This window comes from Candidatus Avelusimicrobium alvi (assembly GCF_958451995.1).
In the GTDB taxonomy this organism is placed as follows: domain Bacteria; phylum Elusimicrobiota; class Elusimicrobia; order Elusimicrobiales; family Elusimicrobiaceae; genus Avelusimicrobium; species Avelusimicrobium alvi.
Map to the genome: position 1 here is coordinate 1 of NZ_CAUDSG010000016.1, position 14,340 is coordinate 14,340.

Consider the following 14,340-nt stretch of genomic DNA (forward strand, 5'->3'; position numbering starts at 1 on the left):
GATTTTACTTCCTTTTTCTGGCAGCAGAAAAAGGGAGAAAAAGACTGCCGGCCGGTGCCCATAAAATCCAGTTTTACGCGGCGCGTTTTACAACTCGCTTCGCTCAAACAAATAAAACGCTTCTCCCGCGTAAAACGGATTTTATAGACGGGCTAAGGCCGGAACCACAACAGCAACACCACGGCTAAGACCTGCTTAAAACGGCAAAACGACTCTTCCTTTCTCTAATGGTTTCATCCGACTGATTGAGCCACACTGTTTAAACAATGTTGCCAAGCAACCGTACAAAGGAACAAAGAAACCCCGGGGCAGGGCCTAGCCGCCGATAGGTCTTTTGGCCCTTTTCCTGTAAATGTTTTCTTGTTATCCTGTACATATGAAAACCTACTTCCGTGTGAAACTTACGTCGTTGCTGCTCTCCCTTTTCCTGGCCGCGCTCCCGGCGGCTGAGGCCCAAAAACTTTCCCGTAAAGCCATCCGCGCCCTTCGCATTCAGGAAGCGCAGGAATTTCAAAAAATAACCGACGCCGCCACCCAGGCCGTCAGCACCAATGCGGCGTTCCGCGCCGCGGCGGGCTCCGTTGCCGTGCAAATGACGCACCGGCACACCCTTCCGCCCACCGCACCTTCCCCCACTTCCAAAAAAGCACGGGCGGCATTCTTTAATGAACAGAACATAAAAGACGCCGTACGCGTGCGCGTAAACAAAGGCAAACATACTCCCAAATACACCGGGCGGCTGCCGTTCCAGCCGGCCCAAAAAGTGGAACAGCTGCTCAGCCAGCACTCCAGCCCGCTCAACGCGCTGAAAGCGTTGTGGAGGCTGGAAGACCGTTTTCGCGGCACACGTTTTTTTGAAGTTTTCGCCACCGCCTATTACAAGCGCCATTTTATGGTGCTAACGCCCCACCTGCGCGAACTGTTCGCCAAAACGGAACGGCAGTGCAGCCGCGATTTGGAAATGCGCCTAATCAAACGGATGCGCTTTTTGTCCGAAAACCGGGACAATTTCCGCGCCGTATTCGCGCCGAACATCCCCAAAGCCGGCATGCGTATGCGCTACGTAAGAGACCTCAGCCAGCTGACCCCTTCGGGCTTTAACGCGCGGGATTTGGCGTTTTCGTTTGAGCGCAAAATGAACCCGGGGCAGCCCAACGCCTCTATCCGGCACGTAAACGCCTACAGTATGTTTCCGGTGGGCAAAAATTCCTGGCCCGTTTATCAATTTGACGGTTCGCTTGAATACCTGCCCAACTTGTACCGCTACCTGGTCAACGGCAAAAACCGGCGCGCGCATATTACCATGATTTTTGACCCCAAAGCCCGCACGCTGGCCGTTTATAATAAAGACAAATCCCTGTGGCTGCGCATCACGCCGCACGAGTACTCTTTTCCGGAAAGGCTGCATATCCACTTAAACGAAATGCGCACCGCTTCCGTTACCAGCAACCTCGGGCTGACCGCGCAGGAAACGGTGCATTTCAATCTTTCCATCCCGCTGGCCGCGCCCGCACGGCTGCCGGAGGACATTGCCCCGGCGGATTACTTGTACGAACAGTTCGTGCTTAATCCCGTCCGCCATTTCCGGGGCGACGCGCACGTAACGATTATAGAGCGTCCCATTTTTTAAACGGGCCGGCATACGCCGACGGCGGATTATTGATATAATAAATTTATGTCCAACCCCTTACAAGATTTTGACAAGCAACAGGCCCTGCGTTTAGAAGCCAATTTTATCGTCGGCATAGACGAAGCCGGCCGCGGCCCCCTGGCGGGCCCGGTGGTGGCGTGCGCCTGTTTTATTCCGCCGGCGCTCGTCTCGCACTTTACCGACGTGAACGACAGCAAAAAGCTTACCGAAAAAAAACGCGAAGAAATTTTTGAACGGCTCCGCCAGGGCGGCATAGCGTACGGAGTGGGGTTTGCCTCCGCCGCCGAAATAGACAAATTAAACATTCTGCAAGCCACCTTTTTAGCCATGCGCCGCGCGGCGCAAAAGTTTGTCAATCTGCCGCATGCGGTGGCCCTGATTGACGGGCCTTACCCCGCCGCCGGGCTCAAACTGCGCCAGGTGCCCGTGGTGGACGGGGACGCTAAATCCCTCGCCATCGCCGCGGCCAGCATCATCGCCAAAGTAACGCGGGACCGGTATATGGGCGTATTGGACAAACTCTATCCGGGCTACTCTTTCTCCGGCCATAAAGGCTACGGCACCGCCAAGCATATGGAAGCTCTGCGCGCACTGGGCCCCTGCCGGGAGCACCGCCGTTCGTTCGCGCCGGTGCGCAAACTGCTTCACCCGTCCATTCTGCCATGAATACGCGCACCCGGGGACAAGCCGGCGAAGACCGCGCCGCCCGTTTTTTACAAGCCAAAGGATACCGCGTGCTGGAGCGGAATTTTTCCGCGCCCGGCGGCGAAATAGACCTGATTCTTTCCTGCGACAAAACGCTGGTGTTCGCCGAAGTAAAAACACGCTCGTACGAAGCGTTCGGCGGCCCGCTTTCGGCCGTAACGCCCGCCAAACAAAAGCGTATTGCGCAAACGGCGGCGCTGTACATAAAAGCAAAAGGCTTAAAATTTGATAGTATAAGATTTGACGTGGTATGCGTCCTGCCGGACAGAACGGAACACGTGGAAAACGCGTTTTCGCCGGAACGGACGACGCTGTAACAACCTACACCGGAGGATAGTTATGACCCAACTAGCGCAAGTGAAAAAAGCCGCCGCCTTTATTAACAAAAAGACGAAAAACTTCAAACCCGAAATCGCTCTTATCACGGGCTCCGGGCTCGCCGGCTCGGTTCCGCCCCTGGAAAAAGAAGTAAAAGTGCCCTATTCGTCCATTCCCGGATTTTTAAAAAGCACCGTTCCCGGCCACAGCGGCAACCTGATTTTCGGCGTATACAAAGGCCGCAGAGTGGTTATTATGCAGGGCCGCTTTCACTATTACGAAGGCCACCCGATGAAAGATCTGGCCGTTTCCATCCGCACGTTAAAACTCCTGGGCGTTGAAAAACTGCTCGTTTCCGCGGCCGTGGGTTCTATGGACTTAAAATTAAAACCCGGTTCGCTGTGCGTGCTCAAAGACCACATCAATTTTATGTGCAACAACCCGCTCATCGGCAATCACGACCCGGCCTTCGGCCCGATGTTTTTTGACCTGTCCGAAGCGTACGACAAAACCATGCGCAAAACCGCGCTGGCCGCCGCCAAAAAAGTGGGCGTAAACGCCGGCGAAGGCGTATACCTGGCCGCCACGGGCCCGAACTTTGAAACGCCCGCCGAAATCCAGATGTTTAAAAAATGGGGTGCCACGGTGGTGGGGATGTCCGTCGTGCCGGAAGTGCTCGTTGCGCGCCAGTGCGGGCTCTCGGTACTGGGGCTTGCGTGGGTGAGCAATATGGGCTGCGGCATTACCAAAACGCCGCTTTCGCATGCGGAAACGCTCAGCGAAACCAAAAAGATTGAAGGCAAATTCAAAAAACTCCTGGAAATTCTGTTCGTTAAATTATAAGGAAAACCCGCCCGCGCGGTTTAAACGCCGCGCGGGATTTTTTTGTTATGGCAAACCTCAAACGGCTGGGCAAAGAAACGCTGATTTACGGCACCTCCACGGTGCTGGCCCGCCTGCTTAATTTCTGTCTCGTCCCTTTTTATACGTATTACCTCCTGCCCGGGGAATACGGCGTCATCGCTACGACGTTTGCCGTGGTGGCGCTGCTAAACGTGCTGTTTTTGTTCGGCATGGACCAAAGTTACCTGCGCTTTGCCAGCGACCGGGAAGACCGGACCGAAGTGTTCCAGCATTGTTTTTACGGGCTGTTGCTAAACGGCGTACTGCTGTCCGTTTTGCTGTGGCTGTTTGCCGAACCGTTTGCGGTGCTTATCGGCATCGGCGCGGAGCATGCGCATATTGTGCATTTAGCGGTGTGGGTGCTGTTTTTAGACGTGCTGAATATGATTCCCTTTACCAAGCTTCGCCTGGAAAGACGGCCCTGGTATTTTGCGGGCGTACGCACGGCGTCTATTGTGGTAAACGTCATCGGCAACATTGTTTTTATCGCGTTTTTACATAAAGGGATTGCGTCTATTTTATGGGCCAACATTTTCGGCTCGCTGGCGTCGCTGGTGCTGTTATCCCCCGTCATCTGGCGCGAACTGCGGGGGCGGTTCTGTTCGTTTAACCGCGCCTTGTACTCGGATATGCTGCGCTTTGCGTGGCCGTTTGTGCCCGCCGGCCTCGCGAGCCTGCTCATCAGCGTGATTGACAAGCCTATTCTCGTGCATTTGGTGGGGCTGGAACAGGTGGGCGTATACCAGGCCAACTTTAAAATCGGCGTATTTATGATGTTGCTCGTGTCTATGTTTGACCAGGCATGGCGGCCCTTTTTCCTGGCGCACGCCAAGGATGCGGACGCCAAGGAAACGTTCGCGCGGGTGCTCTCTTTCTTCTTTGCGCTGGGCAGCTGGTTTTTGCTCGGCCTGTCGCTTCTTATGCCCCCGATTATCCAAAGCAGCCTGTTCGGCGATTTCCACCTGATAAGCCCCGCCTACTGGGGCGGCCTGCCAATCATTCCGCTGGTGCTTACGGGCTACTTCTGCTACGGGCTGTATATTAACTTTATGGTCGGCCCGGTAATTACCAAAAAAACGCGCGTGCTGATGTGGATTACCCTTTTGGGCGCGGCGGTGAGCATTACCGCGAACCTTTCGCTGGTGCCGCATATCGGCATTGTGGGTGCGGGCTGGGCCGTGGCGCTGAGTTACGCCGCGATGGCGGGCGCGCTGTTTACGTTTACGCAAAAAGTATATCCTATTGCGTATGAATACAAAAAACTGCTTTTAATGCTGTGCGCCTGCACGGCGACGGCGATTGCCTGCGCGCTAAGCTCTTCCTGCGGGCCGCGAGCCGCGCTGGGCGTAAAAATCCTTCTGCTTACGCTTTATCCGCTGTGGATGTGGCTGATTTTAAAACAGGTGCGGTAAGGAATCTTTTTTATTTCCTCTCCGCCTCCTCGGGAAGAAACCCCAACTCGCAATGAGAACCAACATCTTTCACGCGCGAAAAAGCTAACCCTGTCAGTTGCCGTAAACGCTTAATCTTTTCGTAACTGCAATTAGGCAACCAAATCACAGCATCCAGATTTTGCCGCAGGATCCGTTCGGTCTGCGGCCCAGGCAGCGGATTTAATACTGTTACAGACACATCTTTTCGGCCATAATACTCATAAATATAGTGGCTGAACATCGCCTGCATAGCCGGCACAGGCAATCCCTCCAACACAAATATAAAAAGCTTTTTTCCCGAATATTCCCGCAAAAAATGTATGGAAAACTCTTTGGCATTATCCGGCATATGCAGATAGCGGTACTGGGCATACCCGCTAAAAGTGAATATATTCCAGGCGCACAGCCCAAACAACGCAGCCCTCAGCCAAGCGCTCCGCCGCCACTGCCCCGCCGATACAGCGACAAACAAATAAATGTAGGGAAACAATACAATAAAAAACCGGGGAACCAGCAAATACAATTTAATAGACAGCAAAAATACAGTTAATACGACTATTGAAACAACCCCGAATAAAAAGATTTTTTCACGCAGAAAAGGGACTCCCTTCCCGCTGAAAATCTGTTTTGCCTCCCACACCAGCACTCCAAAGCAGAATATGCATATCAGCAAATAAATCCAATAACCGCCAAAAATGAACTGGGCAGTTTGAAAAATCCCTTCGGTAAACGTATATTCAGCCGCCCACCAGTTGCCTGCAAAGCGCTTTTGAGCCAGATTAGACAGTAGATTGGGTATCATCCAAAGGCACATACCCCCAAACGCACCTCCGAAACAATACAGAAACGGGAATAAAGCCTTTCGGCAGACACACAGCCCCGCCGCCAGCATAACGCTTCCTGCGCAAAAAACGGCCACACCGAAATAATGAGTATATCCCAACAATCCGCCCGATACAGCCCAGCAAAGCCATCTTTGAAGAGGTATCTTTTGGCCTCTCCAAACCCGCCGCCAAATATCCAGAGAAATAAACATATGCACCAGCGACAACAGCCCCAGCAGGCTGTAAGAACGTGCCTGCGGTGCAAACAGCATTAGCTGGAAGGAGCACACCCATAACCCGGCAAATATCAGCCGCACAGTGCGGCCCAAATACAGCGGACACATCCGCCAAGCTGCCCAAACGGACAAAAGCGAAAAACAGACGCTCGGCACGCGCAGCCACCATTCCGCACGGATATAATAAAGACAGTTATAAAGATAAAGCAGGATATTATACAACGGAGGATGCACATCAATCAGCAGCCAGTTTTTAACAATCCACGGCAGGGATAGGGATGGGTTGGACGTAACTGCGGTAAAAAGCTCATCATACTCAAACGCAACAAATAAAAATACAAAACGCAGGAATACTCCGCAAATCAGCAATCCGAGTATTCCTGCGTTTACAAAATTCCGAAAAAACCGCATTTAAAAGGTTGTCATCCCGTGCCAAGTACCGGTAGAAGTAACCACATATTTACAAGGATGCCCCGTGCAGGTGCGTTCTACCACCTTGCCCGAACTGTCGTATTCATATGTCAGTTCATAATACTCATTAGCAAAAGAAGAAAAACCTTTCCCTAACCGACGGACGCGAAAACCCCACGCGGAGTAGCCATCCTGTCCCAGCACAATATCAAATGTTTTAGAAGGACTTACCTGGATGTCCAACTCATCCAAAGAAGAAGGAAAAGAATTGGCCGCCAAATAATAAAGGGTTACACCCTTATGTACGGCGTCGGCAATCGTCAGTGCTTCTGCTGCGCGGGATTTCTCTACTGCGCGAGAATACTGCGGCAGAGCCACCGCGGATAAAATACCAATAATTAAAACTACTACCAGCAATTCAATCAGTGTAAAACCTTTTTTCATAAAAAACTCCTTAGCAAGCAGATTCAAAAGCTTATTTTTAGTTTAATAATTTTTGAGCCCCGAATCAATGCCGCATCCAATTGTATCAAAAAAAAAAAACGGCGCAAGGCCTTTTTAAAACCTTGCGCCGTACTCCTCAAAAAAGATTACCGCAAACTGATAAGCGTCATATCCAGCGTTACGCTGCCGTCGCGGTACACCAGCACGTGCGGCACGTCTTCCGTGCCGTCCGCGTCAAACGGCGCGTATTCGTCATACGAAAGATCCGCCGTATTGAGCAGCGTTACCGACTGCGCCGCATACGGATACGCCTCCCCCCGGCGGTATAAAAACCGCGCTTTGGCTTCTGCGCCCTGGTAGGTGATAATCACTTTATCGTCTTTTATGCGCCGGCTCTGGTAGACGCCGGGTTCGGACACCAATAAATTAAGCAGCTGGGTGATCCGGGCGCGCACGGCGGGGGTGTCGGCGTCTTTAAACAAATAGCGGTAGGCCACGCCTTCCGGGCTGACGACGGCGTGCAACACGCGGTAAGCCGCACCCGTCATTAACACAACGTCGTAATCCGCATCCCCTATTTTTTTAATCCGCAGAACGCCGTCCATATAATCTTCGTGCATTTGGCCCATCACTTTAAACGCGGCCTGGGTGCGCCCCTGCGTAAAGAAATCCACCCTTTTATAGTCGCGCACGTCCGGCGGGATTTCCCGCACGCGTCCGCCCGCGCAGGCCGCCAGCAGTACGGCCAGCGAAAATGTTAAAATTCTTTTGAGCATATCCTTTCTCCTTATTATGATATTATAAATATTATGAAACCATTTGTCCTTTATCTCCTCGGCGCGCTCACGGCGGGAATCCTCACGGCGGTTCTTCTGCCGTTTTTGCGCCGCTTTGCGGCCCAAGCGTTTATGGACGCACCCGGCGGACTAAAAAAACACGCCGCCGCCGTACCCGTGCTGGGCGGAACGGGGATATTTTTGGGTACGCTCACGGCCCTTACGCTTATCCGTTTTACCACCGCTTTCCCGTCCGGCACCCTGCACAACCTGCGCGGGATATTTATCGGCGGAACGCTGATTTTTCTGTTGGGCCTGGCGGATGATTTAAACAAACCCAAAGGCGTGTCCGTTCCCGTTAAACTGCTGGTGCAGGCGCTGGCTACGGCGGCCCTTATCCACTACGGCGTATCCATCCACGCGTTTACCTCGCCGTGGGTAGCCTATCCGCTTACGTTTCTGTGGGTGGTGGGGCTGACCAACGCATTTAACCTGCTGGATATTATGGACGGCTTATGCGTCAGCCAGGCCGTGGTATGCACACTGGGGCTGGCGGTGATTGCCCTGCCGTCCGAATACGTTTACGTCAACTTTGCCGCGCTGGCGCTGTTGGGCGCGTGCCTGGCGTTCTGGCCGTACAACCACGCCAAACGCAAAATTTTCCTGGGCGACAGCGGCGCCACCTTTTTGGGTTTTATGATTGCCGCGCTGTCCATCGGCACGGGTTACAGCGAACGCTCCGACTGGGGCTTTCTGGCCCCGCTGTTTATTTTGGCGGTGCCGCTGTTTGACACCGCCTTTGTCAGCCTGGCCCGCGTGTTAAAGGGCAAAAACCCGTTAAAAGGAAGCAACGACCACATCGCCCTGCGCTTAAAACGCCTGAAATGGAAGCCCGCCTTCATCCTGGGCGCGTTTGCCGCGGCGGGTCTTTTCTTTAACGTACTGGCGTTTACGCTGACGCACTGCTGCGTACAGATTGCGCTGGCGCTGTTTATTTTCTCGGCGGCAGCGCTGGGGCTTGTTACCCTGTGGCTGCTGCATTTAAAAGCGGACTGATATGCACGTAAAAACCCTTATTCTGGGCGGCGGCCTGACGGGGCTTAGCACCGCCTATCACCTGGAACAGCTCGGGCGGACGGATTACCTCGTAACGGAGCGCGAAGCCGCGCCCGGCGGCCTGTGCGCCAGCCGAACCGTCAGCGGTTTTACGTTTGATTACAGCGGCCACCTCCTGCACCTGCATACGCCTTACGGCAAAAAACTCGTTAAAAAACTGCTCAAAACCAATTTGGCGCGCATCAAAAGAGAAGCGTGGATTTACACGGGCGCGGCCCGGGTGCCTTTTCCGTTCCAAGCCAATTTGTTCGCCCTGCCGCCGGCACGGCGGCAAGCCTGTGTGGACGGCCTGCTGCAAGCCGCCGCGCGGCCTAAAAAAGAACCTAAAAATTTTGAAGAATGGTGTTTGAACGCTTTCGGCCCGGGCGTTTACGAACAGTTTATGCGCCCGTACAACACCAAGCTCTGGGGCCGCGCGCCCAAAGAACTCACGTGCGACTGGTGCGGCCCGTTCGTCCCTCTGCCCGCCCCGCAGGAAATTATAAAAAGCGCGCGCAAACCCGCTAAAAAAGCCTATGGGTACAACGCCTATTTTTACTATCCTAAAACGGGCGGCTGCGGCGCGCTCGTAAGCGCGCTGGCTGAGCGCGTTAAAAACCTGCGCTTAAGCGCGCCGGTTACCCGCGTAAATTTAAAAAAGAAAACCGCCGTTGTGGGCGGCGAAACCGTGTCGTTTGACCGATTGGTCAACACCCTGCCGCTGCCCGAATTTCTGCGCCTGCTGGAGGGCGAAGCGGCCCTTAAAAAACTGGCGGATAAACTCGTCCACACGTCCGTGGCGGTGTATAATTTGGCCGTCAAGGGCGGCCCGGACAAACCTTTTAGCTGGATTTACTGCCCGGACGAACAGGACCCGTTCTACCGCGTGGGCCTGCAAAGTTCGTTTTCACCCCATAACGCGCCCAAAAACACTTCGTCCTTTTATATAGAACTGCCGGGGGACACGCCCCACACCAAAGCGGCGGAAAAGCGCATTTGGAAGGCGCTCGTCCAAAAAGGTATAATAAGTAAGTACGACGAAGTTCTGTTTTCCTTCTGGCAGACCTTGCCCTATGCCTACGCCGTTTACGACAAGCACCGCTCACGCGCCGTGCGCCAAGCCCTCGGGGCGTTGGCCGGGCGCGGATGCCTCTGCGCGGGACGTTACGGCCGCTGGGAATACTCTTTTATGGAGTCATCCCTCCTGCAGGGCTTGGAAACGGCAGAAAAACTTGTATAATTGAGGTGTTATGAAAGTACTCGTTTTCGGCGGCAGTTTTGATCCCGTCCACAAAGGCCACGTTTCCCTGTTCCGCCGCGCGATGAAAGTCATCGCGCCGGATGTGGCGCATATTGTGCCGGCCTATCATTCCCCTTTTAAAGCCAAATCCCCCACGCCGTTCCGCCTGCGTATGAAAATGCTCAAGCAGGCCTTTGCCTCCTGCGGCAAAAAAATCGTGTTTGACGATTACGAACTCAAGCGCGGCGGAAAAACCTATACCTACGAGCTCGTGCAGTATTTAAAAAAACGTTACGATAACCCGGAAATTTACCTCCTGGTGGGTACGGACTGTTTAAACGATTTGCACAACTGGAAGAACCCCCATTATATTTTTAACAATGCCGTCGTGGTGGCCGGCAAACGCAAAGGCTATAACGAAAATCCCGCCGCGTTTAAACACCTGTTCCTGCCCGGGTTCTTCCCCAAGCTTTCTTCCAGCCGCGTGCGCGCGCATATCCTGGCGTGCGGGGACGTGCCCGACACCGTGCCGCCCCAAATCGCGCCCACCATCCGGCAGAACAAGCTCTACGGCCTCGCGGTGCACGACTGGCTGAAAGCCCATTTAAAAACCAACCGCTACCTGCACTCCAAAAACGTGGCGGAAATGGCGGCCGCTCTTAGCGATATTTACGATGTAAACGTGGAATCCGCCGTCAAAGCCGGCATTCTGCACGACGCGGGCAAAGGCTTTTCCGGCCCGGAACTCATCCGCTTTTGCAAAGAACATAAAATCAAGGTGCCGTTTTTTGAAGATATCTGCCGCCTGGAACCCAGCCTGCTGCACAGCTACGCTTCGGCCTGGATTGCGCAGCACCTGTTTGACGTGCGCGACAAAGACGTACTAAAAGCCATCGCCGAACATACGCTGGGAAGCCTGCAAATGAGCACGCTGTCCAAAATCCTGTTCGTGGCCGATATTTCCTCCAAGGACCGTAAATACAAGGATGCTTTCGTCATCCGCAACCTGGCCTTGCAGGACCTGGACAAGGCGCTCCTCTACGCCGCCAACCGCAAGCTCTTGTTTACCATTGACTCGCAAAAATGGCTTTGCCCGCTGGGGATTGATTTATGGAACCATCTTATAAAACAAGAAAAATAATAGAACGCTGCCTGCTGTGGCTGATGATAGCCGTCATTTTGCTGGCGGCCGCGGCGCAGTTTTCGTCCCAGACGGCGCAGACGCTGGCCCGCAAAGAAAACCGCAGCGTGCGCGTGGCGGTGCTGACGTCGCCGGCCATGCTGTTTTCGTATAATCCGTCCACCCAAAAAGCCATCGTTTCCGTCGGTTCCGATAAATGCAACCCCAAAACCCGCGAAAAATGCCTGCCGGACCACAGCGCGCGCTTTTTCATCCCCGAGCAAACCAACCGGGAAGAATTCTGGGAAGAGTTCAAACACGCGCTGGCTTCCTGGCGTTATAATCCGCTTTTGGCCGCCCGCGCGGCGTGGACTTACCTGGCCGCCTGGCACGACCGCCGCACCAACCTTACCCCGGCCGAATTTTTACTTTTGTCGCTGGAACTTTCCCAAATTGAAGCGGCCGACTTTGCCGTCAAGCTCCCGCCCGCCAAACGCGGACGCAAAACCAAAACGCCGGCCGCGCAGCCCGCGGCGCAGGTGGAAGACATGGCGCCCCTGGCGGTGAAAGACCGGCCCATCGTGGTGGAAATTTTAAACGCTTCGGGCAAACGGGGCCTGGCGCTCGCGCTGACGCAGTACCTGCGCGAACAGAACGAAAAAGGCCTGCTGCGCGTGGACGTACTGCAGTACGACAACTACCCCTCCCTGCAGGAAGAATCGGCCATTGTGGATTACAGCGGCCGGCTGGTGCAGGTAAAACAATTAAGCCGCGCCATCGGGGTAAACAGCGAAATCAAATCGGAAACCAACGCCAACGCCATTTGCGATACGCGCATCATCCTGGGCAAAGATTTCCAGATGCCGCTTTAGACTGCGCCCAAAAAATGCTAGACTAATTTTATTGCCGTTTATACCGTTTTATACAGAGGTGGTTTATGAATACCAAAGAACTCGTATGCCTGGCCGCAAGACTTGCGGATGAAAAGAAAGCCGAAAACATCAAAGTGCTTGACCTGGGCGGCCTTTCCTCCCTGTGCGACTATATTTTAATCGCCACCGCCACCTCCAAGCCGCATCTGGACGCCGTGGAAGAAGAAATCAGCAAAAAGCTCAAAGAACAAGGCTACTATAAATTAAACCGCGACGGGGGCGACAGCAACCTCTGGCGCGTGAGCGACTACGGCGGTTTCCTCGCCCACGTTATGACCCAGGAAGCGCGCGATTTTTACGCGCTGGACAAAATTTTCAGCTTCGGCAAAGAAATCAGCTACAAAGAACCCGTCAAAAAAGCGGTAAAAAAGAAACCCGCGGCCAAAAAGCCAGCTGCCAAGGCCAAAACCGCCGCCAAGAAAACGGCTCCCAAAAAAACTGCGGCCAAAAAGACCGCCGTTAAAAAGGCCGTCAAGAAAACTGCGGTAAAAAAAGCGGCTCCAAAAGCCAAAGCCGGCGCCAAAAAAGCGGCGCCTAAAAAAACAGCCGCCAAAAAATCCGCCGCGGCGAAGAAAACCGCTAAGAAAAAATAACCCAACATGCTAGAAAAACTGAAACAAGACATTACTTTAAAACTCTCCAACGCGGACTACTTCAAAGGTTTTGAATTGCCGGAAGTGGAATTTTCCGCCGCGCCCGCCCATACCGGGGCGGATATTTCGCTGGTGTGGGCCATGGCCGCCGCCAAAAAAATGCGCAAGAACCCGCTGGAAATCGCCAAAGAAGCCTGCAAAGTGCTGCGCGAGATGACCGCCGTGGCCGACGCGTCGGCCCTGCCGCCCGGGTTTATCAATTTAAAGCTGGAAGACAATTTCGTCATCACCACCGCTTCGGACCGCCGCATCAAAGACCGCGACGCCGAAAGCGCCAAACACAATATTTTAATTGAATTCGTTTCCGCCAACCCCACCGGCCCGCTGCACGTGGCCAGCGGCAGAGGCGCCAGCCTGGGCGACAGCCTGGTAAAAATACACCGCGCGCTGGGCTATTCGTGCGACAGCGAATACTACGTCAACGACGCGGGCAACCAGGCCGAACTGCTGGCCGTATCCGTCAAAGCCAGAAAAGAAGGCAAAGAGCCGCCGGAAAACGGCTATCACGGCTCTTACCTGATTGATTTGGCCAAACGCATGCCGGCGGACCTGAAAGAAGAAGACTACGGCCGCTGGGCGATGGAAGAACTGATTAAAACCCAGCAGCAGGACATGAAAGACTTTCATGTAGACTTTACCCGCTGGTTCCGCGAATCGGACCTGCACAAAGAACAGGCCCCGCAAAAAGCGCTGGAAGCGCTGGGCGAGAAAGGCTTTACCTACGAAAAAGAAGGAGCCGTCTGGTTCGGTTCCACCAAAGACGCCGAAGCGCAGGACGATAAAGACCGCGTACTCGTGCGCAAAGACGGCCGCCCGACCTACTTTTTGGCCGACATTTCCTACCATAAAAATAAATACGACCGCGGCTACGATACGCTGATTGACATCCTGGGCGCGGACCACCACGGTTACGTTCCGCGTATGAAAGCCGCCGTACACGCGCTGGGCCGCGAAGAAAATTCTTTCGTGCCGATTATTCACCAGCTGGTGCACCTGACGGAACACGGCGAACAGGTAAAAATGTCCAAACGCGCGGGCCGTTTTATTACGCTGCGCGAACTGATGGACGAAGTGGGCACGGACGTCTGCCGCTTCTTCTTTGCCAGCCGCACCCCCAACGCCCATATGCTCTTTGATATGGACCTGGCTAAAAAACGCACCAACGAAAACCCCGTTTTTTACGTGCAATACGTACATGCGCGCATCCATTCCATTTTTAAAGCGGCCGCCGAAAAAGGCATCACCGAATATAACGGCATCACCACGCCGCTCGCGCCGCAGGAACGCGCGCTTTTATTAAAACTGGTTTGGTTTAAGCAGGTGCTGCGCAACTGCGTGGCCGATTTAAGCCCCCACCACTTAACGACGTACCTCATTGAGCTGGCGGGGCTTTTCCATGCGTTTTACGACAGCTGCCGCGTACTGGACGAGGAGAACTTGGAACAGACCAAGTCCCGCCTGTTCATCTGCCAGCGCGTCGCGGAACGCATTAAGAAAGGGCTTGAATTTATCGGCGTAAACGCGCCGGAAGTTATGTAGGCCTGAGGAAATTTGAACAGCCGCAAGAAGAAAAATCTCTTTCCCCCGCTGGGCGGACGG

Annotated in this window: 15 protein-coding genes; 12 read left to right on the forward strand and 3 right to left on the reverse strand. The window is 53.9% G+C overall.

Going from position 1 to position 14,340, the window contains the following annotated elements:
* The 6 genes from ACQY36_RS04385 to ACQY36_RS04410 all read left to right on the forward strand — a co-directional run.
* Positions 1-188 (forward strand): hypothetical protein (locus ACQY36_RS04385; protein ID WP_428077985.1); only part of this gene is annotated, 188 nt, incomplete at its 5' end.
* Between the two features lie 188 nt (positions 189-376).
* Entirely contained in the window at positions 377-1,630 is a 1,254-nt protein-coding gene (locus tag ACQY36_RS04390; RefSeq protein ID WP_428077987.1) for a hypothetical protein, read from the forward strand.
* 45 nt (positions 1,631-1,675) lie between these two features.
* Positions 1,676-2,317 carry a ribonuclease HII gene (locus tag ACQY36_RS04395; RefSeq protein WP_428056463.1) on the forward strand — a complete coding sequence of 214 codons (642 nt, stop codon included), beginning with the start codon at positions 1,676-1,678 and terminating at the stop codon, positions 2,315-2,317.
* The gene (locus ACQY36_RS04400; RefSeq protein ID WP_428077989.1) at positions 2,314-2,673 is read left to right on the forward strand and encodes a YraN family protein; all 360 of its coding nucleotides are present in this window, start codon (positions 2,314-2,316) and stop codon (positions 2,671-2,673) included. The genes ACQY36_RS04395 and ACQY36_RS04400 overlap by 4 nt, the downstream gene beginning before the upstream one ends.
* A gap of 22 nt (positions 2,674-2,695) precedes the next feature.
* Complete coding sequence (locus tag ACQY36_RS04405) at positions 2,696-3,517, forward strand: purine-nucleoside phosphorylase (RefSeq protein ID WP_428056461.1); 822 nt, start codon at positions 2,696-2,698, stop codon at positions 3,515-3,517.
* Positions 3,518-3,564: 47 nt separating this feature from the next.
* Positions 3,565-4,989 carry a lipopolysaccharide biosynthesis protein gene (locus ACQY36_RS04410; protein WP_428077991.1) on the forward strand — a complete coding sequence of 475 codons (1,425 nt, stop codon included), beginning with the start codon at positions 3,565-3,567 and terminating at the stop codon, positions 4,987-4,989.
* Positions 4,990-4,999: 10 nt separating this feature from the next.
* Here ACQY36_RS04410 and ACQY36_RS04415 read toward each other — a convergent pair whose 3' ends face one another.
* The 3 genes from ACQY36_RS04415 to ACQY36_RS04425 form a co-directional block, all read right to left on the reverse strand.
* Positions 5,000-6,439, reverse strand: a complete 1,440-nt coding sequence (locus tag ACQY36_RS04415) for a hypothetical protein (RefSeq protein ID WP_428077993.1) — start codon at positions 6,437-6,439, stop codon at positions 5,000-5,002.
* 42 nt (positions 6,440-6,481) lie between these two features.
* Positions 6,482-6,925 (reverse strand): type IV pilin protein, encoded by a 444-nt coding sequence (locus ACQY36_RS04420; RefSeq protein ID WP_428077995.1) that lies wholly within the window; start codon positions 6,923-6,925, stop codon positions 6,482-6,484.
* 146 nt (positions 6,926-7,071) lie between these two features.
* Positions 7,072-7,701, reverse strand: a complete 630-nt coding sequence (locus tag ACQY36_RS04425) for a hypothetical protein (protein ID WP_428056457.1) — start codon at positions 7,699-7,701, stop codon at positions 7,072-7,074.
* Between the two features lie 33 nt (positions 7,702-7,734).
* Between ACQY36_RS04425 and ACQY36_RS04430 the strand changes: the two genes are divergently transcribed.
* The 6 genes from ACQY36_RS04430 to argS all read left to right on the forward strand — a co-directional run bounded on the left by ACQY36_RS04430 (position 7,735) and on the right by argS (position 14,280).
* Positions 7,735-8,757, forward strand: coding sequence for an MraY family glycosyltransferase (locus ACQY36_RS04430; RefSeq protein WP_428077997.1), 1,023 nt, complete (start codon positions 7,735-7,737; stop codon positions 8,755-8,757).
* A gap of 1 nt (position 8,758) precedes the next feature.
* Entirely contained in the window at positions 8,759-10,036 is a 1,278-nt protein-coding gene (locus ACQY36_RS04435; protein WP_428077999.1) for a protoporphyrinogen/coproporphyrinogen oxidase, read from the forward strand.
* Between the two features lie 10 nt (positions 10,037-10,046).
* On the forward strand, positions 10,047-11,177 hold the full coding sequence (locus ACQY36_RS04440; protein ID WP_428056454.1) for a nicotinate-nucleotide adenylyltransferase: 1,131 nt from the start codon (positions 10,047-10,049) through the stop codon (positions 11,175-11,177).
* A complete protein-coding gene (locus ACQY36_RS04445) occupies positions 11,147-12,028 on the forward strand; it encodes a LytR C-terminal domain-containing protein (RefSeq protein ID WP_428078001.1) in 882 nt (293 codons plus the stop codon). Before ACQY36_RS04440 ends, ACQY36_RS04445 begins: the two co-directional genes overlap by 31 nt.
* A 65-nt stretch (positions 12,029-12,093) precedes the next feature.
* Positions 12,094-12,681, forward strand: coding sequence for a ribosome silencing factor (gene rsfS, locus ACQY36_RS04450; RefSeq protein WP_428056452.1), 588 nt, complete (start codon positions 12,094-12,096; stop codon positions 12,679-12,681).
* 6 nt (positions 12,682-12,687) lie between these two features.
* The gene (gene argS / locus ACQY36_RS04455; protein ID WP_428056451.1) at positions 12,688-14,280 is read left to right on the forward strand and encodes an arginine--tRNA ligase; all 1,593 of its coding nucleotides are present in this window, start codon (positions 12,688-12,690) and stop codon (positions 14,278-14,280) included.
* Positions 14,281-14,340 lie beyond the last annotated feature (60 nt).